The 23,836-nt window shown below is 71.7% G+C and carries 14 protein-coding genes; 6 read left to right on the top strand and 8 right to left on the bottom strand.

Annotation, left to right across the window (positions count from 1 at the left end):
* Positions 1-81: 81 nt before the first annotated feature.
* On the bottom strand, positions 82-2,868 hold the full coding sequence (locus QSV35_RS14370; protein ID WP_286289470.1) for an FtsK/SpoIIIE family DNA translocase: 2,787 nt from the start codon (positions 2,866-2,868) through the stop codon (positions 82-84).
* Positions 2,869-2,987: 119 nt separating this feature from the next.
* Between QSV35_RS14370 and QSV35_RS14365 the strand changes: the two genes are divergently transcribed.
* Positions 2,988-3,740 carry a Pr6Pr family membrane protein gene (locus tag QSV35_RS14365; protein WP_286289469.1) on the top strand — a complete coding sequence of 251 codons (753 nt, stop codon included), beginning with the start codon at positions 2,988-2,990 and terminating at the stop codon, positions 3,738-3,740.
* Between the two features lie 140 nt (positions 3,741-3,880).
* Positions 3,881-9,136 (top strand): SCO7613 C-terminal domain-containing membrane protein, encoded by a 5,256-nt coding sequence (locus QSV35_RS14360; RefSeq protein WP_286289468.1) that lies wholly within the window; start codon positions 3,881-3,883, stop codon positions 9,134-9,136.
* Between the two features lie 6 nt (positions 9,137-9,142).
* On the opposite strand, the gene QSV35_RS14355 is transcribed toward QSV35_RS14360, so the two are convergent.
* The 3 genes from QSV35_RS14355 to QSV35_RS14345 form a co-directional block, all read right to left on the bottom strand.
* A complete protein-coding gene (locus QSV35_RS14355; protein WP_286289467.1) occupies positions 9,143-10,819 on the bottom strand; it encodes a ribonuclease J in 1,677 nt (558 codons plus the stop codon).
* Between the two features lie 37 nt (positions 10,820-10,856).
* Positions 10,857-11,834 (bottom strand): 4-hydroxy-tetrahydrodipicolinate synthase, encoded by a 978-nt coding sequence (gene dapA / locus QSV35_RS14350; protein WP_286289466.1) that lies wholly within the window; start codon positions 11,832-11,834, stop codon positions 10,857-10,859.
* 65 nt (positions 11,835-11,899) lie between these two features.
* On the bottom strand, positions 11,900-13,264 hold the full coding sequence (locus tag QSV35_RS14345; RefSeq protein WP_286289465.1) for a M50 family metallopeptidase: 1,365 nt from the start codon (positions 13,262-13,264) through the stop codon (positions 11,900-11,902).
* 63 nt (positions 13,265-13,327) lie between these two features.
* Between QSV35_RS14345 and QSV35_RS14340 the strand changes: the two genes are divergently transcribed.
* A complete protein-coding gene (locus QSV35_RS14340) occupies positions 13,328-15,001 on the top strand; it encodes a Mur ligase family protein (RefSeq protein ID WP_286289464.1) in 1,674 nt (557 codons plus the stop codon).
* A 186-nt stretch (positions 15,002-15,187) separates the two neighbouring features.
* Here the strand turns inward: QSV35_RS14340 and dxr are convergent, their stop codons facing one another.
* Together dxr and QSV35_RS14330 are read right to left on the bottom strand one after the other, a co-directional pair.
* Entirely contained in the window at positions 15,188-16,270 is a 1,083-nt protein-coding gene (dxr, locus tag QSV35_RS14335; RefSeq protein WP_286289463.1) for a 1-deoxy-D-xylulose-5-phosphate reductoisomerase, read from the bottom strand.
* A 74-nt stretch (positions 16,271-16,344) separates the two neighbouring features.
* A complete protein-coding gene (locus tag QSV35_RS14330; protein WP_286289462.1) occupies positions 16,345-17,301 on the bottom strand; it encodes an FKBP-type peptidyl-prolyl cis-trans isomerase in 957 nt (318 codons plus the stop codon).
* 125 nt (positions 17,302-17,426) lie between these two features.
* Here QSV35_RS14330 and QSV35_RS14325 point away from each other — a divergent pair, with 125 nt between their 5' ends.
* Positions 17,427-18,212 carry a lysophospholipid acyltransferase family protein gene (locus QSV35_RS14325; protein WP_419956846.1) on the top strand — a complete coding sequence of 262 codons (786 nt, stop codon included), beginning with the start codon at positions 17,427-17,429 and terminating at the stop codon, positions 18,210-18,212.
* A gap of 17 nt (positions 18,213-18,229) precedes the next feature.
* Here QSV35_RS14325 and QSV35_RS14320 read toward each other — a convergent pair whose 3' ends face one another.
* Positions 18,230-18,706 (bottom strand): OsmC family protein, encoded by a 477-nt coding sequence (locus QSV35_RS14320; protein ID WP_286289461.1) that lies wholly within the window; start codon positions 18,704-18,706, stop codon positions 18,230-18,232.
* 43 nt (positions 18,707-18,749) lie between these two features.
* On the opposite strand from QSV35_RS14320, the gene QSV35_RS14315 reads away from it, so the two are divergent.
* Positions 18,750-19,739 (top strand): asparaginase, encoded by a 990-nt coding sequence (locus QSV35_RS14315; protein ID WP_286289460.1) that lies wholly within the window; start codon positions 18,750-18,752, stop codon positions 19,737-19,739.
* Positions 19,740-19,801: 62 nt separating this feature from the next.
* Positions 19,802-20,917, top strand: a complete 1,116-nt coding sequence (gene ald, locus QSV35_RS14310) for an alanine dehydrogenase (RefSeq protein WP_286289459.1) — start codon at positions 19,802-19,804, stop codon at positions 20,915-20,917.
* 40 nt (positions 20,918-20,957) lie between these two features.
* Here the strand turns inward: ald and QSV35_RS14305 are convergent, their stop codons facing one another.
* Positions 20,958-23,804, bottom strand: coding sequence for an FtsK/SpoIIIE domain-containing protein (locus QSV35_RS14305; RefSeq protein ID WP_286289458.1), 2,847 nt, complete (start codon positions 23,802-23,804; stop codon positions 20,958-20,960).
* Between the last annotated feature and the right edge of the window lie 32 nt (positions 23,805-23,836).

The following is a 23,836-nucleotide window of genomic DNA, read 5'->3' as shown; positions in this document are numbered from 1 at the left end:
CTCAGTATCCTCTCCCCCGACACCCCGCCCATACGCTGGCGCGCCCGGAGCGGAGCCTGCGGGGACGTCGCACCGGCGCGGTCAGTCGCGGCCGGTCAGGCCCCACGCATCCTCGTCGCCCTCGTCCTCGACGACGGGGTAGCCCTCGAACTGCTTCTCGAGGGCGTCGACGCCGTAGCGGTCGTCGGTGAGCTCTTCTGTCGTCGCCTCGGCGGCGGACGCCGCCGGCATCGGGACATCCTCGCCGCGCAGACGGGCGAGAACGGCCGGCAGCTGGTCGGGGGTCACGAGCACATCGCGCGCCTTCGACCCCTCGGAGGGGCCCACGATCTCGCGGGACTCGAGGAGGTCCATGAGGCGCCCGGCCTTCGCGAACCCGACGCGGAGCTTGCGCTGCAGCATCGACGTCGACCCGAACTGGCTCGTGACGACGAGCTCTGCGGCCGCGAGGAGGAGCTCGAGGTCGTCTCCGATGTCGGCGTCGACCTCCTTCTTCTCCGCGACGGCCTGCACGTCGGCGCGATACTCCGGCCGTGCCTGCCCGGTGACGTGCGCGACGACCTTCTCGATCTCCTGCTCGCTCACCCACGCGCCCTGCACGCGCAGCGCCTTCGAGGCGCCCATCGGCAGGAAGAGCCCGTCGCCCTGGCCGATCAGGCGGTCGGCGCCGGGCTGATCGAGGATGACGCGCGAGTCGGTGACGCTCGTCACGGCGAACGCGAGCCGCGAGGGCACGTTCGCCTTGATGAGGCCGGTGACGACGTCGACGGACGGACGCTGGGTCGCGAGGACGAGGTGGATGCCGCTGGCACGCGCGAGCTGCGTGATGCGCACGATCGAGTCCTCGACGTCGCGCGGGGCGACCATCATCAGGTCGGCGAGCTCGTCGACGACCACGAGGAGATACGGGTACGGCTTCAGCACGCGCTCGCTGCCGACCGGCAGCTGGATCTCATCGTTCACCACGGCGCGGTTGAAATCGTCGATGTGGCGGAATCCGAACGACGCGAGGTCGTCGTACCGCATGTCCATCTCCTTCACGACCCATTGGAGCGCCTCGGCGGCCTTCTTCGGGTTCGTGATGATGGGCGTGATGAGGTGAGGCACGCCGGTGTAGGACGTGAGCTCGACGCGCTTCGGGTCGATGAGCACCATCCGCACCTCGGACGGCTTCGCCCGCATGAGGAGGCTCGTGATCATCGAGTTGACGAAGCTCGACTTGCCGGAGCCGGTGGAGCCGGCGACCAGGAGGTGCGGCATCTTCGCCAGGTTCGCGACGACGTAGCCGCCGCCGACGTCCTTGCCGACGCCGATCGTCATCGGATGCGTCGCGCTCGTCGCCGCGGCCGACCGCAGGATGTCGCCGAGCGTCACGATCTCGCGGTCGGCGTTCGGGATCTCGACGCCGATCGCGCTCTTGCCGGGGATCGGGGCGAGGATGCGGACCTCGTTGGAGGCCACGGCGTAGGCGATGTTGTTGGTCAGCGCGGTGATGCGCTCGACCTTCACACCCGGACCGACCTCGACTTCGTACTGGGTCACTGTCGGGCCTCGGGAGAATCCCGTGACCCGCGCGTCGACGCTGAACTGCTCGAAGACGTTCGTGATGGCGCGCACAACGGCGTCGTTCGCCTCGGACCGGGCCTTGTGCGGCGTGCCCTCGGCGAGCGCGGTGACCGACGGCAGCCGGTACGGGGCCGACGGAGGCATCCGGTCTCCCGCGCCTCCGATGCCGGCGAGCCCGGGCAGTTCGTCGCCGGAGTCGGGGGCGTCGTCGTGGATCGAGATGTCGGCGGTCGCGCGGGACGCGGCCTGGCGGACGCCTTCGAGCGCGGCCGCGTCGAGCACCTGCGTCAAAGCGTCGGCCGCGGGAATCGGCGGCAGCGGCGGAGTCGCGGGCGCCACGGGCGTCATGGCCTGCTCGAATCCCCCGTGGTGCGAATCGGAGCTCGGCGGCAGCAGCTCGGTGAGGTCCTGCGAGCCGATGCCCGGGGCATCCGGATCCTTCTCGCGGCCCGTCTTGTTGCGGCGCCAGAACGGGAGCGAGGCATCGCCGCCGTCCTCGGCCGAGGCGTCGGCGTCCGCCTTCTTCTCCTCCACCGGATCCTTCTCGACGCGCTCGGCGTCGAACATCCACGTGTAGAGGTCGCCGAGGCGCTTGCCGATGCGGTTCGGCGGGGTCTTGGTGAGGATGAGGATCGACAGCGCGCACAGGAGCGCCAGAGCGATGCCGGCGCCGATCTGCGTGAGGAACATCGCGAGCGGCTCGCCGATCATCCAGCCGAAGAGCCCGCCCGCCTTGCTGAGCGCGGGGAGGCCCTGGGCCGGCTTCGGACGCCCGCCGTAGACGTGGCAGAAGCCGGCGAGGGTCAGGACGAAGAGGACGAAGCCGATCCCGATGCGTCCGTTGTCGTGGACGGATGCGGGATGCCGGAAGAGCCATCCCGCCAACAGGATCAAGAGGACGGGCAGCACGAATGCCACTCGGCCGACGAGGCCTCCGGCGGTATACGCGCTGATCAGCTGGGCCGTGGGGTTGCCGATGAAGAACCACTCGACGACGGCCCCGGCGACCGCGAGCAGCACGATGAGGAAGGGCAGGCCATCGCGGCGCTGCTCCTTCTCGAGGGTCTCCGGGCCGAAGGCGCGGAACAGCCCGCCGGTGGCGTGCGCGAGACCCATCCACATCCGGGTGATCACCGGCGGCTTCGCGGGCTCGCCGACGTAGCGCTTGGGTGCCGGCGCGGGCTTGGCCGCCGTGCTCTTGGGCTTGGCGGCGCGCGACGACGGCGCGGGGGCCGCGGCCTTGCCGGACGCGCGACCGCTCGCGGTGCTGCTGCGCCCACTCGTGCTGCTGCTTCTGGGCATTGCTCCACGGTACGGCCACCGGCCGACATTCCCGCGGAACCACGCGGGAGAAGCGGTATCAGCGAGCGACCAGCGCCCCTCTTATCCGCACTGGGGAATCGTTCGAGAGGGGCACGCCCATGTCCTGGTCATCGTGGAGGATCGTCGCGGCGAGCATCGCCATCACCGGAGTGGTCGCGGGAGGCGTCGTGGATGTCGCGCGCGGCTTCCGACTCGGCGAGGACATGGGTCTCGTCGTGGCGGACTACTTCAGCTACTTCACCGTCGTCAGCGTCATCTCGACCATCGTCGTGCTGTTCATCGCCGCGCGGCCGCACGGCCCGCTGGCGACGCCCGACGGCATGGAGTCGCCCGCGCTCGCCGTGGCCCTCGCCACGACGAGCACCGCGATGATCATCCTCAGCATCGTGTACAACACGATGCTGAGGGGCCTTCCGCTGGTCCTCGCGACGCCGGACCCCGCGTGGGTCGCCTTCCTCGATCGATGGTCGGAGGAGACGATGCACGTCGTCCTGCCCGCGTACCTCGTGATCGACGTGCTCTTCGCCCCGCGGCGCCGGAGGCTGACGTGGCGCGCCCTCATCGGGATCGTCGGCATCCCGCTCGGCTGGGCCCTCTACACGATGGTGCGGGGCCCTCTCGTGGACGCGCCGGACGGGTCGACGCGGTACTGGTATCCCTACCCGTTCCTGGACCCGAACGGCCCGGAGGGATACCAGACGCCCCTCATCTACATCGGCGTCATCGCTGCGGCATTCCTGATCCTCGGCAGCGTGATGGTGCTTCTGACCCACCGGCACCGGAGCGTCCCGCGAGCCGACCGCGCAGATCGCGCCGTGGTCGCGCGCGCTCGACCGCGAGCACACGTCTGACACGTGCGGGGATGCGGCGGGCTCGAGCAGATTCGAGTCCGCCGCTGTCCCCCGAAATCCCTACATGCGCCGTTGCGCGCGCGGTGCGATGATGGATCATCCGAGGGTTTATCCCTCGTCTGGGGAAATGAGGCCCTCCCATGTCGGAGTCAGACCCACGCACGGTCCACCTCGACGATCCGGACGTCGGCCCGCCATGGCCGCCTGACCCGGCAGCCTTCGTCGACACCTCGCGATGCCCCGCGTGCTTCACCGCCATCACCGGCGCGCGATGCACCGCCTGCGGGCTCGACTTGACGATGCCGCAGCTCGCGGAGGTCCTCGACATCGGGCGCCGGTTCGAAGAGCTGGCGACCGAGCGCGCGGCGCTCATCAGCGCGTTGCGCGCCGAGCAGGCGTCGGCCGAACGCGCCGCGCGGGTGGCCGAGGACGCCCGCCGACTCGCGGAGGCTGCACGGGAGGCCGATGAGCGCGCCGCGCTCGAACGCGCGCGGGCCGAGCGGGACCGCGAAGCGGCACGAGCGGTCGCCGCCGCGGACGAACTCCCACCTGCTTCGAGCCTCCCGATGACAGCGGCTGCAGCCGAGACCACGATGCCGCCCGCCACTGACACCGGGACGGCACGGGCGCTCGCGCACCGGTTCAGCATGCAGTTCACGATCCTGGGCGTCGGCGTCATCCTCACCTCCGTCGGGGCGATCGTCTTCCTCTTCTGGGCCTACCTCGTCGTCGGGCTGGAAGTGCGGTCGATGATCATCGCCGGCGCGAGTGTCGGCGTTCTGGCGCTCGCATGGTTCCTCCGCCGCCGCGGACTCGTGCTGACCGGCGAAGGCGTCGGAGTCGTCGCGATCATCCTGCTGATGCTGGACGCGTGGATCATCCGCGCCAATCAGGCGTTCGGCACCGAGGCGATCCCGCAGCTCGCCTACTACGGCGCGGCAGCGATCGTGCTGGCCGCCCTGCTCGTCGTGGCCCGCCGTCTGACCTCCCTGCGCGTCGCGGGCTACGCCGCCGCCGGGCTCGCACCGCTCGGGGTCGCGATGCTCGCGGCATCCTTCGTCCCCGACACGGGGTCGACGCGGTGGTGGGTCGCCGGACTCGCGGCGCTCGCCATGGGCATCGCCGGAGTGCGGCTCCTCCCCCGCTCGCGTCCCGCGTGGACGCTCGTCGCGTTCAGCGGCACGATCGGCCTCGCGGCGATCGGCGGCGCATTCGATGCACTTCCCGACCTCCGCTGGCACGCTCTGATCTCCTTCGGTGCGGCCGCCGCACTGTGGGGCGGCCTCGCGTGGGCGGCGCGTGGGCGCCTGGAGGCGCGCATCCGCGCGATCTGCCTCGGACTTGCCGGCCTTTCGGCCGCAGCCGCGCCGGCCGTGGCCGCGGTGCAGGAGCTCTCGACGCGGGATGCGGGATGGGTCGCTCCGGCAGGTTCGGCCCTGGTCGCGTGCGCCATCGCCGCGTTCGCGATCGCCTTCCTACGGGTCCGCCCCGCAGCGGTCGCGTCGATGGATGCGGTCATGGCGGACGCGGCGACGGCGGACCCGACGGATGCGGTCGACGTCGCAGCGAACACGACGGATGCTGACGCAGCGGATGCTGACGTGGCCGATGTTCAGACCCCCGGTCCGCTCGCGCGCGCTCTGACAGCGCACGCGGGGACGCTCATCGCAGCGACGGTCGCCACGGTGGTCGCGCTTCCCGGTGTCGCTCTCGGGCTCGTCCGGCTCATGCAAGCCGCGGTCGCCGGATTCGCGGGCTGGAACGGCTCGGTCGGCGGGTCGGCCTTCGGGTCGGTGCGGTTCGTGATCGACGCCCCGGGACCCGCCGTCGCACCGCTCGCGCTCGCCGCGGTCTTCGCAGCGGTCCTGGCCGTGCTGGGCCGGCTGCGGTCGCTCCCTGTGCTCCCCGCGGCAGTGGCCGCCTGGGCGGCGCTGGTCGCCGCCACCTACCCCGCGGGAGTCTGGGGCGCCCTCGCCTACACGCTGCTGGCGGTCGCATCCCTCGCGCTCGGCGTCGTCGCACGGGCGCGGCAGCTGCGTGCCCTCGCCGCATCCGCGGAGGTCGCCGCCGGAGCCCTCCTGCTGAGCCTCGCGGCCGCCGATCCGCGTACGTGGCCGCTCGCGACTGCGCTGTTCCTCGCGGTCGCGATCGCGGGCTTCCTCGTCGCCGGCCGGACGTGGGACGGGGATGCGACACGCCGCTCCCGCGTCCTCCATCTCGCGGTCGCCGCGACGACGGCATGCGTCTCGGCCGCGTTCATCCCCGCATGGGCGATGACGATGAACGAGCCGCTCGTGGAGCCGTGGAGCAGCCCGTGGATGTGGGTCACGACGGCTGCGGCCGTCATCCTGGCGGTGCTCGTGGTGTGCCGTCGGCTGCCGAACGGCGAGACATGGGCCGTATCCGGACCGGCGCTCACCGCCGGGTTCGTGGGGCTTGCCGGCATCGTCGTCTCGCCCGCATCCGTCGCGTGGATGCCGACGCTCGCGCTCGCCCTGGTCGCCGGCGTCGGCGTCGCGGTGGACCGCCGGGTGCCGCTGCGCACGAGTCTCGCCGCCCTCGTGCCCGTCGCGACGGCCGTCGCAGCCTGGAATCTCGTGCCCGTCCTTGCGATCGACCACGGCTACCGATGGGTCGCCGTCGCCGCCGTCCTGCTCCTCCTGGCCGGGGCGGGACTGTTCATCCGTCTGCCGCGCGGCGCCGCGCCCGCCCTCGCCTGGTTCGTGTCGATCGGCGCGGTGGCCGCGATCTCGGTGGCGGCGTCCGCGGCCTCCGACCAGTGGTGGCTCGTCCTGCTGCTCGTCGCACCGATTCCGTACCTCGCGGCGGCCGTGACGGGTGAGCCGACCGCGGGCAGGTCTCCCTGGCGGCACGTGGCATGGCTGACGCCTGCGATCGGACTCGCGGCGCTGTGGACCGCGCTCGGGGTCTCGGGTGCGACGCTCGTCGAGGCGTACACACTGCCTGCCGCCGCGGTGCTGCTCGCGATGGCGATGATCCTCGCTGTCCGCCGCCCCTTGACGGACGCCTCGGCCGCGCGTGGGCGCGTCGCCCTCGCGTGGGCAGGGGCCGCCACCGCCGTGCTGCCGAGCGTCGCGGCGAGCGCGGATCCCGCCCTCCGGCCGATCCTCACCGTCTGCGCGGGAGCCATCGCCCTCGCGGTGTCGCCGTGGTGCACCGCCGGGTGGCGCGGCATTCCCGTGCGTGTCGTCGTCATCGCAACCGGCGGCGTCGCGATCGCGGGCGCCGCCGCCGTCCGGGGCACCGCGCTCGCCGCCCCCGGCGACTGGTCTGCGGATGCGTGGGCGCTCGCCGCCCTCGTCGGCGGTCTCGCCGCGGCCTTCCTCCTCGATCGCGCGACGGACCTGCCGCGCCCGATCGCGGGACTCGCGGCGGGACTCGCGATCATCGCCGGCTCCGTCCCCGCCGTGGTGCTCGCCGCCCGCCCTGCGCTGCCGATGTGGCTGCTGCTCGCGCCGGTCGTCGTGCTCGGCGTCGTGCACGTCGCGACCGGGCTGCAGCGACTGACGCCGCTCCCCCACCCGATCGCCCGGTGGACGGCTCTCGCCGCTCTTGCCACGCTCGGCGCCGCGACCGTCGTCCTCAGCGGCATCGACCCGTTCGACCCGGTCACCGCCCTCGTCGGCGCCTCGATCCTCCTCGCGGGCGTCCTCGGTCGGCGTCCCGGGCTCGCGTGGGCGGGCGCGGCCGCAGGGCTCATCCCGTCGATCGCCGCGAGCTCTCAGCCCGCGCTTCGCGCGCTCCTCCTCGTCGGCCTCGGCGCCGCGCTCCTCGTCGGCGCGCGGTGGGTCCCGAAGACCGTCCGAATGGTCCCGCTCCGCGAGATCGCGATCGCCGCGGCCGCGGCATCCACCGTGGGAGCCGCGGGGATGCGCGGGCTCGCCGTGGCGACCGTGCCCGCTCTCGCGCAGGCGGAGCCGTGGGGTGCGGCGCCGTGGGCAGCCGACCTCTGGGGGGCCGCGGCCCTGGCCGGCGGACTGGTCGCGGCCGCCCTCATGCTGCGCCTCACCGACGCCCCGGCCTTCGTGTCTCCGGGGATCGCGGCATCCGCGATCGCCGTCGCCGTCATGCCCGCCGTTGCGATCGCCGCACAGGGCGACCAGCCGACCGCGCTCCTGCTCGCACCGGTCATCGTCTTCGCGCTGCTGCGCGTGGCCGTCGCGATCCCGCAGAGCCGTCCGCTGTCGCATCCGCTCGTGACGCTGATCGCGGTGCTCGCGTCAGTCGTCCTCGGCGGGGTCACACTCGTCTTCGGCGACATCGACCCGTTCGACATCGTCACGGTCATCACGGGCGCCTCCCTCCTGGCCGGCGCGCTCATCTCCGGGCGCCGGTTCGGCGTGTGGGCGGGTGCGGCGGTCGCCCTTGTTCCGAGCGTGATCGCCAGCGGCGAGCCCGCCCTGCGGCCGGTGATCGTGGCAGGCGTCGGCCTCCTCCTGGCAGTCGCGCTGGTGTGGATCCCGCGGACGGTCCGCGGTGTTCCGTTGCGCCTCGTCGCCATGGTGGCGGCCGTCGTCGCGGGGACCGGTGCCGCGACCGTGCGCGCCCTCTCGCTCGCCCTGTTCCCGGGCGCGGTCCGAGAGGCCGTGCCGGGAATCCAACTCGACCGGACCGCCGCCGTCGAGCTGTGGGCGGGGATCGCTCTCGTGATCGGTCTCGGGGCGGTCACGCTGTGGTGTCGCCGCAACGCCGGCCGTACGCGGATCGAGCAGTGGATGACGGCATCCGTCGTCGTGGTCTCCGCGATCCCGGTCGCGCTCGTCGCAGGCATCGAGCGGCCTCTGGCGATCGCGCTCGCGCCCGTCATCGTCCTCGCGCTTCTGCACGTGGTCTCGGCGCTCCCCGCCGCGAGGCCCCTGTCCGACCCGCTCCCGGCCTGGACGATCCTCGGCACGCTGGCCGTCGTCAGCCTGCTCACTCTCGTCGGCCGCGCAGTCGATCCGTTCGACCTGGTCACCGCGACGGTCGGGCTCGCGATGGTCGCGGCGGGGCTCATCAGGATGCGGCGCACGCCGACGCTGCGCAGCTGGCCGGCGCTCGGTCCCGGATTCGCGGTGCTGCTCGTGCCGTCGCTCATCGCCGACTACACGGACCCCGTCACCTGGCGCCTCGTCACGGTCGGAATCGTGGCGCTGGCGACGATGCTCTTCGGCATCCTGCGCCGTCTGCAGGCGCCGTTCCTCCTCGGTGCGGCGGTGCTCGTCGTCCACGGCGTGACGCAGCTGTGGCCGATCATCGCCCGCAATTACGACCAGGTGTGGTGGTGGCTGTGGATCGCGATCGCCGGCGTCATCCTCATCGCGATCGCGGCGACGTACGAACGTCAGCTGCGCTTCGCGAAGCGGATGATCCGGACGGTGGCCTCGCTCCGCTGACCCGGATCACGCCTCGATGATGAGCGGCACGATCATCGGGCGACGCCGCAGGCGCTGGTTCACCCAGCGGCCGATCGTGCGGCGCACGACCTGCGACAGGGCGTGGTTGTCGCGCACACCGTTGCCGACGGCCTCCGCGAGGGCGGCTGTGATCTTCGGGATGACGTCCTCGAACACCGAGTCGTCCTCGGCGACACCGCGGGCATGGACCTCTGGGCCCGAGATGACCCGTCCGGTCGAGGCGTCCACCACCACGATCACGGAGATGAAGCCCTCCTCGCCCAGGATCCGGCGGTCCTTGAGGTCGGCATCCGTGATCTCGCCGACGGTCGAGCCGTCGACGTACACGAAGCCGATGTCGAGCTGGCCGACGACCTCGGCGACGCCGTCGCGGAGATCGACGACCGTGCCGTTGCCGCCCACGATCGTGCGCTCCTCGGGGATGCCGGTGTCCTGCGCGAGCTTCGCGTTCGCGATGAGGTGCCGGTACTCGCCGTGGACGGGGAGCACGTTCTTCGGCTTCAGGATGTTGTAGCAGTACAGCAGCTCGCCGGCGGCGGCGTGTCCCGAGACGTGCACCTTGGCGTTGCCCTTGTGCACGACGGTCGCGCCGAGCTTCGTGAGCCCGTCGATGACCCGGTAGACGGCGTTCTCGTTGCCCGGGATGAGGCTCGAGGCGAGGATGACGGTGTCGCCGGGGCCCACCTCGATCGCGTGGTCGAGGTTCGCCATGCGCGAGAGGACCGCCATCGGCTCACCCTGCGAGCCCGTGGACATGTAGACGATCTGGTCGTCGGGCAGGTCCTTGGCCTTCTTGTAGTCGATGAGGACCCCGTCCGGCACGTTGAGGTACCCGAGCTCCTCGGCGATCGTCATGTTCCGCACCATGCTGCGGCCGAGGAACGCGACGCGGCGCCCGTGGGCGGCTGCGGCGTCGATCACCTGCTGCACGCGGTGGACGTGGCTCGAGAAGCTCGCCACGATGACCCGGCGAGGGGCCTTGCCGATCACCTGGTCGAGCACGGGGCCGATGCTGCGCTCGAGCGGCGTGAAGCCGGGGACGTCGGCGTTGGTCGAGTCGGGCAGGAACAGGTCGACGCCCGCCTCGCCGAGCCTCGCGAAGGCGCGGAGGTCGGTGATCCGCCCGTCGAGGGGCAGCTGGTCCATCTTGAAGTCGCCGGTCGCGAGTGCGACGCCGGCGGGGGTCGTGATCGCGACAGCAAGCGCGTCCGGGATGGAGTGGTTGACCGCGATGAACTCGAGGTCGAAGGGACCCACGGTCTCGGTGTCGCCCTCCTTCACGGAGAGGGTGTACGGACGGATGCGGTGCTCTTTGAGCTTCGCCTCCACGAGGGCGAGCGTGAGCCCGGAGCCGATGAGGGGGATGTCGCCCTTCAGCCGCAGCAGGTACGGGACGGCGCCGATGTGGTCCTCGTGGCCGTGCGTGAGCACCACCGCGACGATGTCGTCGAGGCGGCCGCGGATCGGCTCGAAGTCGGGGAGGATCAGGTCGACGCCCGGCTGATGCTCCTCGGGGAACAGGACGCCGCAGTCGACGATGAGCAACTTGCCCTCGTACTCGAAGACGGTCATGTTGCGACCGACCTCGCCGAGCCCGCCGAGCGGTGTCACACGGAGAGTTCCGGGGGCGAGGGCGGTGGGGTCGTACACGGTGTCGGGCATAGAGCCTCCTCGGGATGCCACGCATCCCTGTCGGCGACTACCGGGTGGTGCCGTGCACCTTCGGCAGGGCACCGCCGGCGGCCGCGTTGCGGTCGGGGCGGAAGTTGGAGAAGTCGGCGCCGGGCACGTCCTTGACGAGGGCGAGTTCGTCCTCGATCATCGCGGCCTCCCACTCTTCGGGGCCGACGAGCGGCAGGCGCACGCGGGGGCTTCCGATGCGGCCGAGGCCGTGCAGGACGTACTTCGCCGACACGGTTCCGGGGACGTGGGTCATGAGCGCGCGCACGAGCGGCTCGAGGCGCTTGTGCTCGGCGGTGGCCGTGGCGAGATCGCCGCGGTTCACCGCATCCACGATCGTCCGATACGGACGCGACGTGATGTTCGCCGTGACGCCGATGAGCCCCGTCGCGCCGATCGACAGGTGCGGCAGCACGTTCGAGTCGTCGCCCGAGAAGTACATCAGGTCGGTCTGGTTGAGCACACGGCTCACCTCGCTGAAGTCGCCCTTCGCGTCCTTGACGGCGAGGATGTTCGGGTGCTTCGCGAGGCGCAGGATCGTCTCGTACTTGATCGGGACGCCGGTGCGACCGGGGATGTCGTACAGGATGACCGGCAGGTCGGTCGCGTCGGCGACCAGGCGGAAGTGCGTGAGGATGCCCGCCTGCGTGGGCTTGTTGTAGTACGGCGTGACGATCATGATGCCGTCCGCGCCGGCCTTCTCGCTCGCCTTGTAGAGCTCGATCGCGTGGGCGGTCTCGTTCGAGCCGCCGCCGGTGATGATGGTGGCGCGGCCGGATGCGACGTCCTTGCCGACCTCGACGAGCTTGAGCTTCTCGGCATCCGTCAGCGTGCTGGTCTCGCCGGTCGTGCCCGTCACGACGATGCCGTCGGCGCCGCCGACGATGACGTCGTCCATGTGCTTCTCGACGGCGGGCCAGTCGACCTCGCCGTCGGCCGTCATCGGTGTGACGAGCGCGACGAGCACCTGTCCGAAAGGATTGCCGGTGTGCGTCATGCCTTCAGGCTATCGGACCGGAGGCCACCGCTCAGCCGCGAATCCGTCCTCCGAGAGCGCCCGGGTCAGCCGAACAGCGAGACCGGATTGACGAGGTCGGCGATGATCAGCACAGCGCCCATCACGATGAGGGCGATGACGACGACATATGTGATCGGGACGAGCTTCGTGGCGTCGACCTGCGGGGGCGGGGGCCGGCGGAACATCTTCGCCCACGTACGACGCGCACCGTCCCACAGGGCGATCGCGACATGGCCGCCGTCGAGCGGCAGAAGGGGGATCAGGTTGAAGACGAAGAGCGCGATGTTCAGGGAGGCGAGAAGGCCCAGGATGCCGTTGACCCGGTCGAGCACCGGCGCATTCGCCGAAGCGACCTCTCCGGCCAGGACGCCGGCCCCGACGATGCTGAGCGGTCCGTTCGGGTCGCGCTGACCTCCCGTGACAAGGGTCGTCGCCGTCTCGTAGACCTTGACGGGCATCTGCCAGACGATGCCGGCGACGGCTCCGACGTTCTGCATCGCGGCCTGCGGCCCCGTCCAGATCGGCTGACGCACGTAGTCCTGCTGCGGGGTCACGCCGATGAATCCGACCTGGACGGTCGCGGTCGTCCCGTCGGCGTTCCTGACCGGCCGACCCTGCGCGTCCGTCTTGCCGCGCGTCGCGGAGATCGGCGTCACGGTCAGCGTCTGCGTCTGCCCATCGCGGCGGATCTCGACCTGCAGGGGCTGGTCGGGCGAATCGCGCACAATGGTCGACACGTCGGTGAACGTCGACACCGGCGTTCCGTCGATCGCGACGATCTCGTCGCCGGCCTTGAGTCCCGCGGCCGCAGCGGGCGCCACGGGATCGGTGGGTTCGCACGTCGTCCGCGCGGATGCGGTGGTGACGGCGCACTGCGACACCGCGGCGACCGTCGTCGTCGCCGTCTTCACGCCGATGCCGCTGAAGAGGAGCGCGAAGAGGAAGATCGCGAGGAGCAGGTTCATGGTCGGCCCGCCGAGCATCACGACGATGCGCTTCCAGATCGGCAGCTTGTAGAAGACGCGGTCGTCGTCTGCGCCGCGCAGCGTCTCGTCGTTCGCGGTGCGCGCGTCCTGCACCATCGTCGCGAAGAAGCCGCTGCCGGCACGTCCGTCACGGGCCTGTGCGGTTCCGGTGTCGCCCGCGATCGGAGCGCGTGACATCTCAGGAGACGGCGGGTACATGCCGGCCATCGAGATGTATCCGCCGAGCGGAATGGCCTTCACGCCGTACTCGGTCTCGCCCTTGCGGCGCGACCACAGCGTCGGGCCGAACCCGATCATGTACTGCCCGACGCGGACGCCGAACTTCTTGGCGGGCCACAGGTGGCCGAGCTCGTGCAGCGCGATCGAGACGGCGAGCCCCACGACCATGAGGAGGATGCCGATCACGAAGGCCACGACTGTCACCCGCCCCACGGTACTCGCGCGCGCTTTGAGTTCGCCCAACGGCCGGGGGATGATGGATGCGCCATGCCGACAACCCCTGCCGCACCCGCGAACCTGCCCCCCGTCCTCCGACCGGAGCACCCGCCCGTCCGCACGCTCGACGATCTCGCGCGGCGTTTCGGCGGCGAGCTCCGCGGCCCCTCCGACGTGACCCTGACCGGGATCACGCTGGCGACCGCCGACCTGCGCGCCGGTGAGGCGTTCGTCGCGATCCGCGGCGTGAACCGGCACGGCGCCGAGTTCGCGCAGACCGCGGCCGACAAGGGCGCCGTCGCCGTCATCACCGACGAGGACGGCGCGGCGATCGCCGCCGCATCCGGTCTTCCGATCGTCGTCGTCGACAACCCGCGCGCGCTTCTCGGCGACCTGTCTGCGTGGGTGTACGGCACGGGTCCGGATGACGACATCCCCACCCTCTTCGCGACGACGGGGACGAACGGCAAGACGAGCGTGTCGCACCTGCTCGAGGGGATCCTCGGGCAGCTCGGCGTCGTCACCGGTCTCTCCTCCACCGCCGAGCGGCACATCGCCGGTGAGGTCATCGTGTCGCGTCTGACGACCCCCGAGGCATCCGAGTTCCACGCGCTCCTCGCACTCATGCGCGAGCGCGGGGTCGAGGCCGTGGCCGTCGAGGTCAGCGCCCAGGCTCTCAGCCGTCACCGCGTCGACGGGCTCGTCTTCGACGTCGCCGGCTTCACGAACCTCAGCCATGACCACCTCGACGACTACGCCGACATGCGCGAGTACTTCGAGGCCAAGATGCAGCTCTTCCGCCCCGACTGGGCGCGCCGGGCCGTCATCTCGCTCGACTCCGAGCCGGGCCTCGAGGTCGCGGAGCGCAGCGAGGTGCCGTCCGTCACGATCGTGACCCCCGCGATCGCAGCGGACCCGGATGCCGGGGCCTCCGCCGACTGGACCGTCGACATCCTCGACGAGCGCCAGACCGGCACCGAGTTCCGCCTGACCTCCCGCGACGGGCGGACGCTCACGACGATCGTCCCCGTGATCGGACGGCACATGGCCGCCAACGCCGGACTCGCGATCGTCATGATCCTCGAGGGCGGCTACGCATGGGAGGACCTCGTCGGGGCGCTGGATGCCTCCGCCGGCGGCTCCGGGCGCATCGACGCGTATCTCCCCGGCCGCACGCAGCTCGTCTCGGGCGATCGCGGACCGGCGGTGTACGTCGACTTCGGCCACTCCCCCGACGCATTCGAGAAGACGCTCGCGGCCGTCCGGCACGTCACGCCCGGCAAGGTGCTGTTCGTCATGGGCGCCGACGGCGACCGCGACGCGACCAAGCGCCTCGACATGGGCCGCACCGGGGCCGAGGGCAGCGACATCTTCATCGTCACCGACCACCACCCGCGCTTCGAGGACCCGGACTCGATCCGGGCGACCCTGCTCGAGGGCGCGCGGCGGGCCGGCACCGCCACCGAGCTCCTCGAGTACTCGCCCCCGGAGCGCGCGATCATCGAAGCCGTCGCTCTCGTCGGCGACGGCGACGCGATCCTGTGGTGCGGTCCCGGTCACCAGGACTACCGCGACATCCGCGGGGTGCGCACGCCCTATTCGGCGCGCGAGCTCGCCCGGAGGGCGCTGCGGGATGCGGGATGGCCCGTGCCCGAGCCGCACTGGCCCGTCCCGTACCCCGAGGACGAGACCCCGCTCTCGGATCCCGAGCGGGAGTGGCGGTAGGGCTCACTTCCGCGCGTCGTCGAGCGGCCCACGGGTCGTTGAGCGTGCGACGGTCGTTGAGCGAGCGAAGAGAGTCGAAACGCAGAGACGAAACGCGGACACGAACGCGGCGAGCCGATCTCGCGAGGTCACCGCGTTTCGTCTCGGTCGCTACGCTCCCTCGCTCAACGACCGACGTAGGACGCGTCAGGCCTTGGCGATGGCGCGGTCCGCGGCATCCCGCGCCCAGCGCTCCGCCTCCGCGAGGGAGTCGCGCGTGAGGGCGTCCGGAGCGTCGTGCGCGTCGACCACGCGCCGGATGGTGTCGACGATGCCGAGGAACGGCAGCCGGCCCTCGTGGAACGCATCGACGGCCTGCTCGTTGGCCGCGTTGAAGACGGCGGGATAGGTCCCGCCTGCGCGCCCGACGTCCTTCGCGAGGCGGACCGCCGGGAAGGCGTCGTCGTCGAGCGGCTCGAACGTCCACGACGTGGCCTTCGTCCAGTCGAGCGGGCGCCCGACGCCGCCGACGCGGTTCGGCCAGTCGAGGCCCAGGGAGATCGGCAGCCGCATATCGGGGGGCGAGGCCTGCGCGATCGTCGAGCCGTCGCAGAACTCGACCATCGAGTGCACGATCGACTGCGGGTGGACGACGACGTCGATGTCGCCGAACGGCACGTCGAACAGAAGATGCGCCTCGATGACCTCGAGGCCCTTGTTCACGAGGGTCGCGGAGTTCGTCGTGACGACACGGCCCATGTCCCACGTGGGGTGGGCGAGCGCCTCGGCCGGAGTGACGCCCTCGAGCGAGTCGCGCGAACGGCCGCGGAACGGCCCTCCGGAGGCGGTCAGCACCAGCCGGCGCACTTCGGAGTGCGTCCCCGACCGCAGCGCCTGAGCGATCGCGGAGTGCTCGGAGTCGACCGGCACGATCTGTCCCGGCCGGGCGCGCGCGGTGACGAGTTCGCCGCCGACGATGAGCGACTCCTTGTTCGCGAGTGCGAGCGTGCGCCCCGTCTCGAGCGTCGCGAGGGTGGGCCCGAGCCCGACCGATCCGGTGATGCCGTTCAGCACGACGTCGGCTTCGACGTCGCGCACGAGCTGCTCCGCCTCGAGCGCGCCGAACGCGGTGTGCTCGACATCGAACTCGGCGGCCTGGGCGGCCACCGCATCCCGGTTCGAGCCGGCGGCGAGCCCCACGACCTCGAAGCGCGAAGGATTGGCCCGGATGACGTCGAGAGCCTGCGTCCCGATCGAACCGGTGGAGCCGAGGATGAGGATGCGCCGCACGCCGTCAGCCTACCCAGTCCGAAAACGGCGGATGCACCCTCCGGAGAGGGTGCATCCGCCGTGCTGAAGACGTCTTACTGCGCGGTCGCGTGCTGCGTGCCGAGGATGTCGACGACGAACACGAGCGTCGACTTCGCCGGGATCGAGCCCTGCGCGGTGTCACCGTAGCCATCGGCCGGCGGGATCACGACGAGGACCTGCGAGCCCACGGTCTGGCCTTCGAGCGCCTTCTGGAAGCCCTTGACCACGCCGGTGGTCTGGAAGCTCGCCGGGGTGCCGCGGGTCCAGCTGGAGTCGAACTCCTTGCCCGTGTCCCACAGGACGCCCTTGTACTGCACGAGAACCTGATCGCCGGATGCGACGGTCTCACCGTCGCCCTTCTTCAGGACCGCGATCTTGGTCTCGGTCGGCGCGGTCGCGCCCTTCGGGATGGAGATCGACGGCTCGCCGTTCTTCGCGAGCTTGACGGCGGGCATCCCGGCGGCGCTGGGGGTCTGGTCGGTGCCCCACGCCTTGGCGGGGACGACGCGCAGCAGGTCGAGGACGTAGACCTCGCCCGGCGCGGACTCGGTCCCCGGGAACGCGGCGACGACGCGCGTGCCGACCGGCGCGCAGCCGAAGACCTGGCCGAGCGGGCTGTCCGCGGAGATCTGCGAGGGCAGCACCTGGCCCTTGCCGTAGCCCACGGCGCCGAGCTTCGCGCCCGTCTCGGTGTTGTAGGCGGTGAGGGCGTACTCGACGAGGTCGCCGGCCTTCACCTTGGGGCCGGTGCCCTCCTTGACGACCACGCGCTGGATCTTGCTGACCGAGAGGCCCTTGTCGAAGGTGGCGGACGCCTCGCTGCCGACCTCGCCCGTCACCTTGACGGACTTGACGGCGGCGCCTTCGGCGGCGGCGGCGGAGCACAGGTCGGCGGATGCCGAGGCGGACGGCGAGCCGGATGCCGACGGGGAGCCCGACGACGAACAGCCGGCGAGCAGGAAGGCCGCGACGGCGACGGCGGACAGAGCGGCGATCGGACGAATGCGCACGGAAACCTCACGGAAGACGAACAGGAATGTACTTATCCTTCCCTATGATCGTGTGTCCGGGCTGGGAGGGACGCGTGCAAGACCCCATAACCGCGACGGAATGGACTGGAGAGTACCCTCGTGGGGTGACAGAAGCCGACACCTCCGCGTCCGGACCCTCGGAGCTCCCGGAGGACGATGACGCCGAACCCCGCACGGCCGGCTTCCTCTACGGGCTGATCCGCTTCATCCTCGTTCCGCTCGTGCGCGTGCTCTACCGCCCGCACATCGAGGGCAGGCACAACGTCCCCAAGCACGGCGCTGTGATCTTCGCGAGCAATCACCTGTCGTTCATCGACTCGATCGTGATCCCGGTTGCGTCGCCCCGGAAGGTCCACTTCCTCGCGAAGTCGAGCTACTTCGAGGGCACGGGCTTCAAGGGATGGGTCAACCGCGAGCTGTTCCTCGCGATCGGCGCGAGCCCCATCCGCCGCGGTGCGGGTCAGGCGGCGCTCGATGCTCTGGGCCAGAGCCGCCGCATGCTCGAAGCGGGGCAGGCGACCGCGATGTACCCGGAAGGCACGCGCTCCCTCGACGGCCGCCTCTACAAGGGCCGCACGGGCGTCGCGTTCCTCGCACTCCAGACCGGAGCCCCGGTGGTCCCGGTGGGGCTCGTCAACACGGACAAGATCATGCCGGTCGGCGCGAAGTTCCCGAGGCTGCGCCCGCGCATCGCGATCCGCTTCGGCGAGCCGCTCGACCTCACCAAGCACGGGACGGCGGAGTCGGGCAAGGCCAGGCGCCTGGCGACCGACGAGATCATGTCGTCGATCCACGCCCTCTCCGGCCAGGAGCTCGCGAACGCATACAACGAGGCTCCCGCGCACGGCATCGACCGGATCAAGCAGGTCCTCCCGCACGAGCGCCTCTGACGCACGGCGCCGTCCGCTCAGCCTCGGGCGACCTCGATCACGGGCTCGACGCGCACCGGGAAGTTCACCGAGTTCGCGATGAAGCACCACTCGTGCGCCTGGTGGTGGGCGGCGGTGGCCGCATCCGTCATCGACGCATCGGCGACCGTCACGTGCGGCCGGAGCACGACCTCGGCGAATGCACCGCCCCCCTTGCCGTCCTCGACCATCAGGCCGGACGCGTGGTCGGAGTAGGCGGTCATCACGACGCCGGCCGTCACGCACGCGTGAAGGTATGACAGCAGGTGGCATTCGGAGAGGGATGCCACGAGCAGGTCCTCCGGATTCCACTTCGACGGATCGCCGCGGAAGGGTTTGTCCGAGGAGGCGAGGAGGTCCGGCTTCCCTTCGATCGAAAGGGTGACCGACCGGTCGTATTCGCGGTATCCGCTCGTCCCGGTGCCCCGGTCGCCGGTCCAGACGGATGTGACGGTGTAACGGTGTTCGCCGAGCATTCCGTCAGTATTCCAGGATCGGCACCGGCGGTAGGCTGGACGGGTGCCGGAGACCTTCACAGCCGATGCCGCCGTCGAGCTCGCCGTCGTCGAACGCAGCGGATTCATCGAGTCGCGACATGTCGGATCGGCGATCGTCCTCTCTCCCGATGGGACCGTCGCGGGCACGTGGGGAGACCCCTCCGCCCTCGTCTTCCCGCGCTCCAGCATGAAGCCTCTGCAGGCGCTCGGCTCGATCACGGCGGGTGCGTCCGTCGAGGGACTCCAGCTCGCCCTGTCGACGGCGAGCCACACCGGCACCGACAGTCACGCCGCCGTCGTGCGCGAGATCCTCGCGGCCGGCGGCCTCGGGGAGGACGACCTCGGCTGCCCGCCGGCGTGGCCCGGCGACCAGTCCACGCGCGACGACATGGTCCGCGAGCTCGGGCAGCCGACACGCGTGCGCATGAACTGCTCCGGCAAGCACGCGACGATGCTCCTCGCATGCGTCGCCAACGAGTGGGACACGGCGACCTATCTCGAGCCGAACCACCCGCTGCAGATCCACATCCGCGAGCTGATCGAGCGGATGACCGGCGAGCGCATGGCGGCCACGGCCGTCGACGGATGCGGCGCCCCTGTCTACGCGATGACGCTCGCGGGGCTCGCGCGCGCCATCCACCGCATCGGCGGATCGTCTGAGTCGTCGCCGTTCGCGCTGCACCGCTCGGCCGGTGCGCTCGTGCGTGCCGTCCGCGAGAACCCGTGGGCGATCGCGGGGCCCGGGCGTCCCGACACGGTCCTCATCGACCGGCTCGGCGTCTTCGCGAAGGGCGGAGCCGAGGGCGTGCACGTGATGGTCGCGCCCGATGGCACGACCGTCGCGCTGAAGATGCTCGACGGCAGCGGCCGCGCGACGGCGGCCGTGGCCCTCCGCATCCTCGAGAAGGCCGGCGCTCTGCGCGCCGCCGACGTCGCAGACGCGATGTCCCTGCTTCCGCTGTCGGTCACCGGCGGCGGTCACGATGTCGGGAGCATTCGCCCGACCGTATGAGGGCGGCGCCCTGCCGCCCCGTCTGAAGCGCGCCCGAACGGCGCACAGAAAGAGCGATATCAATGAGGATCAGCGTTCCCACCGAGGTCAAGAACAACGAGTACCGCGTCGCGCTGACACCGGCCGGCGTGCACGGCCTCGTCTCGGCCGGCCACGAGGTCATCGTGCAGTCCGGCGCGGGCACCGGCTCGTCCATGCCGGACGACGAATACCTGGCGGCCGGAGCGACGCTCGTCGACGACCCCGCCGAGGTCTGGGCTCGTGCCGAGCTCCTGCTGAAGGTGAAGGAGCCGATCGAGTCCGAGTACCGGTACTTCCGCGACGACCTCGTCATCTTCACGTACCTGCACCTCGCGGCCGATCGCCCGCTCACCGACCGGCTCATCGAGTCGGGCGTGACCGCGATCGCGTACGAGACGGTGCAGCTGGCCGGCGGCGGGCTGCCGCTGCTCGCTCCGATGAGCGAGGTCGCCGGCCGCCTCGCACCGATGGTGGGCGCCTCGACCCTGATGCGCTCGTCCGGCGGGCTCGGGCTCCTCATGTCGGGCGTCCCCGGCACGCGTCCTGCGCGCGTCACCGTCATCGGCGGCGGCGTCGCGGGTGCGAACTCGGCCGTCATCGCCGCGGGCATGGGCGCCGACGTCACCATCTTCGACACCAACATCCAGCGCCTCCGGTTCCTCGACGACCACTTCCAGGGGCGTATCAAGACCGCCGCATCCAATCCGCTCGACCTCGACCGTGCGGTCGTCGACTCGGATCTCGTCATCGGATCGGTGCTCATCCCGGGCGCGAAGGCTCCGAAGCTCGTCACGAACGACATGGTGGCGCGGATGCGGCCGGGCTCCGTGCTCGTCGACATCGCGGTGGACCAGGGCGGCTGCTTCGAGGACACGCATCCGACGACGCACGACGACCCGACCTTCCGCGTGCACGAGTCGGTGTTCTACTGCGTGGCGAACATGCCGGGCGCCGTGCCGAACACGTCGACGTCGGCGCTGACGAACGCGACCCTCCCCTACATCCGGCAGATCGCCGGTCGCGGCTGGAAGGAGGCGCTGCGCTCCGACGCCGCCCTCGCGGGGGGCCTCAACGTCGTCGGCGGCCGTATCGTCAACGAAGGCGTCGCGACGGCCCACGGGCTCGAGCTGGCCTCCCTCGCCGACGCGCTGGCCTGACACCGTTCGTCGATCTGAGACACGAGGAGCCCCGGGGCGATCAGCCCCGGGGCTCCTTCGCGCCGACGTCGACCCTGACCGGGCGCGCACCCGGTCGCAGGAGCCACGCGCGGTCCGTGCCCGCGGCGCAGTACGGCGGCAGCTCGCGGTCGCCCGTCAGGGCGCGGAAGTCCGGCGCGCATGCGGCGTCGATCAGCAGCTCGTCGCGCTCGCGCACGGCTTCCAGCACCCGCCACCCGCGCTGCCAGGCCTCCGGGTCGCCGACGATCAGCGTCCGCTGCGCGCCGAGCAGCACCGCGGCGTCGGCGATGGTGCGCACGTCCACCAGGTCGAAACCCGGCCGAGAGGGCGGGCGGACTCCGCTCCGCAAGACGAGCCCGGTCACGGCGTCCGACGGCGCCCAGACGGACACTGGGGGCCGCGCGTGGGCCGCCACCGCGCGGGAGGCCACGGCGACCTGGATCGCCCGTCCGTCGAGTTCGCCACGCCCCGGCGGGAGATCGCGACGATACAGCTCCGCCGTTCCGCCCATGGCCAAGTGGTCGGTGCGGGATGCTGCGGCGAGAAGCAGGCGCCGTGAGATGAGCTCGACGACCCGCGCGCTCGGCCCCGACGGACGCTGGACGCCGACGAGGAGACGGATGCCGGCATCCCCGCCCCCACGGGCCAGTCGCTCGATCCGCTCGGCCATGACCTGTGCATAGTCGAGCGGGTACCGCGTCAGGAGCGCATCGAGATCGTCGACCACGACGACCGAGCCGGGAGCCGCGATCTGCGCGTGCTCGACGGCATCCCACGCCCCCTCCGGATCGGAGGGGACGACGATCAGTCGATCGTCGCCCACCTGCGCCGACAGGGTCGCCAGCGCGGTCGAACGCCCGCTCCCGGCCGCCCCGAGGACGACGAGGCCCCGCTCGCGGGGCCCGAGGCTGCCGCACACCTGGCGCTGGCGGTCGGGTTCGTCGACCAGCCCGATGACCAGTCCCTCGGGATCGAGGCCCTCGCGATCGGCAGGCCCGGGGACGTCGTCGATCCCGCCGAGGTCGTCGATGCGCCGGAGGTCGTCGAGGGACAGCTGCGCAGGGAGCGCGGGCATCCACGGCCTGCGCACGGCGGGCACGGGCGTGCACCGCTCCGCGACCGCGGCGATGAGCTCCGGGTCGGTCAGCGCGACCCGCATCCTGCGGGGCGCGTCGTCTGCGGCGCAGCGGAGGAGCGCCAGGCCGCGTGCCTCCGGAGCCCCGGGCAGGTCGGCCGCGGCATCGGTCCCGAGGAGTGCGCGACTGTCCGCCGCCTCGGTCACCCGCAGGCTGATCCGCAGCGGGCAATTGGCGAGGAGCGCGTCGCGGACGACCCCGGAGGCACGCTGCGTGCCGAGGACGAGATGCATGCCGAGCGCGCGCCCGCGCGCGGCGACATCCGTGAAGACGGCGTGCAGGTCGGGATGCGTGCCCAGAAGCGCCGCGAACTCGTCCACGACGATGACGAGCCGTGCGAGCTCGCCCCGCTCGTCGCCGATGTCGCGGACGCCTGCGGCGGCGAGCGCCGCCTCGCGGCGCCGGAGCTCCGCCCGCAGACTCTCCACGGCCCGCCGTGCGCCTGCCTCGTCGAGGTCGGTGATGACGCCCGCCACATGCGGAAGACGGCGCAGCGCGTCGAAGGCTGTGCCGCCCTTGAAGTCGGCCAGAAGGAACGTGACCTCGCCCGGCGGATAGGCCGCGCTCAGCGCGGTCACCCACGTCGTGAGCAGCTCGCTCTTACCCGATCCCGTCACCCCGGCGACGATCGCATGCGGGCCGTCGGCGACGAGGTCCACCGCCACGGGAGCCCCGCCCGCTGCACCGATGACGGCGGACAGCGTGCCCCGGCCGGATGCCGGTGCGCGATCGAGCGGCACCAGGTCGGCGAGCCGGACCGGGCCGCCGTCCGCAGCCCCGGCCGCCCCGGCGCGGGCCGCCAGGGCTCGAGCGAGCGCCGTGGCCTGCCCCACGGAGATCGCTTCGACCTCGATGGTGCGGGACTCCCCCGCGTAATGCAGCGTTCCCCTGCCCGGCGAGGTCAGCGTCAGCACGGCCGCGCAACGAGCCGGCACGGGGTCACCGGGGCGCACGCGGGCCACGAGCACGTCTGCGGACGGCGCCACCGAATCCGGCCCGCTCACACCGAGCACCACGGATGTCCGGCCGGGACCACCGGAGCGAACGCCGCCGGCACGTACGTGCGGGAGATCCCGCATCCAGGCGCGGTCGGCGTCCTGCGGCTCCAGCATCCGCAGATCCTCTGGAGCGTGCACGAGACAGGCCTGCAGGACGAGGGCGCGCAGCACCGCCTCGGCCAGGGCGTCGGGCCCGACGACCGCGACCCCGTCGGGCAGCGGCACGGTCACCGGCGCGCGGTCGAGCACCGCAGCGCGGGCGCGCAGCCGCGCGTCCTCAGGGCCGTCGCCTCCCCCGCTGACCCGCAGCGTGCTCTCGCGCTCGCCGCTGCCGACGACGAGCGCCTCGCCCCGGCCGGGAACGGGGCGCCATACGCCGGCGTCGGTGAGACACAGGGCCGCGGCATCCGGATGTCGTGTTCTGACGGAGGCACGCTCGACGTCATGCCGGTGCGCGATCTCGTCGGCGATGCGCGCGCGGGCTGCGATCGCCTCGCCCTCCGCCGTCCTCCGCGCGCGGCGCGCGGCGCGTGCTCCGTCGACGAGCGTCGCCCCGGCGATGAGCGGGCCGAGGGCCGCGAACCAGAGCATCGCGTACGAGCCCGTCGCAAGCGCCAGCCCTGCCGCGCCCACGATCGGGACGACCGACGCGAGGAGCGGCACCGCGGGCCGCCGCGGAGGGTCAGGCGGGACGGGCAGGGCAAGTGGTGCGGACGGGTCGGCGAAGGGCATCGCCCCAGTCAATCCACCGCCCGCGATCCGGA

This window comes from Microbacterium candidum, assembly GCF_030315975.1.
Classification (GTDB): domain Bacteria; phylum Actinomycetota; class Actinomycetes; order Actinomycetales; family Microbacteriaceae; genus Microbacterium; species Microbacterium candidum.
This window is presented reverse-complemented; position numbering and strand designations above follow the sequence as displayed.

Bases quoted from the DNA above. Each gene is read 5' to 3' on its own strand.
- QSV35_RS14370 (WP_286289470.1), bottom strand. From the start codon at position 2,868: ATGCCCAGAAGCAGCAGCACGAGTGGGCGCAGCAGCACCGCGAGCGGT.
- QSV35_RS14365 (WP_286289469.1), top strand. From the start codon at position 2,988: ATGTCCTGGTCATCGTGGAGGATCGTCGCGGCGAGCATCGCCATCACC.
- QSV35_RS14360 (WP_286289468.1), top strand. From the start codon at position 3,881: ATGTCGGAGTCAGACCCACGCACGGTCCACCTCGACGATCCGGACGTC.
- QSV35_RS14355 (WP_286289467.1), bottom strand. From the start codon at position 10,819: ATGCCCGACACCGTGTACGACCCCACCGCCCTCGCCCCCGGAACTCTC.
- dapA (WP_286289466.1), bottom strand. From the start codon at position 11,834: ATGACGCACACCGGCAATCCTTTCGGACAGGTGCTCGTCGCGCTCGTC.
- QSV35_RS14340 (WP_286289464.1), top strand. From the start codon at position 13,328: ATGCCGACAACCCCTGCCGCACCCGCGAACCTGCCCCCCGTCCTCCGA.
- QSV35_RS14320 (WP_286289461.1), bottom strand. From the start codon at position 18,706: ATGCTCGGCGAACACCGTTACACCGTCACATCCGTCTGGACCGGCGAC.
- ald (WP_286289459.1), top strand. From the start codon at position 19,802: ATGAGGATCAGCGTTCCCACCGAGGTCAAGAACAACGAGTACCGCGTC.
- QSV35_RS14305 (WP_286289458.1), bottom strand. From the start codon at position 23,804: ATGCCCTTCGCCGACCCGTCCGCACCACTTGCCCTGCCCGTCCCGCCT.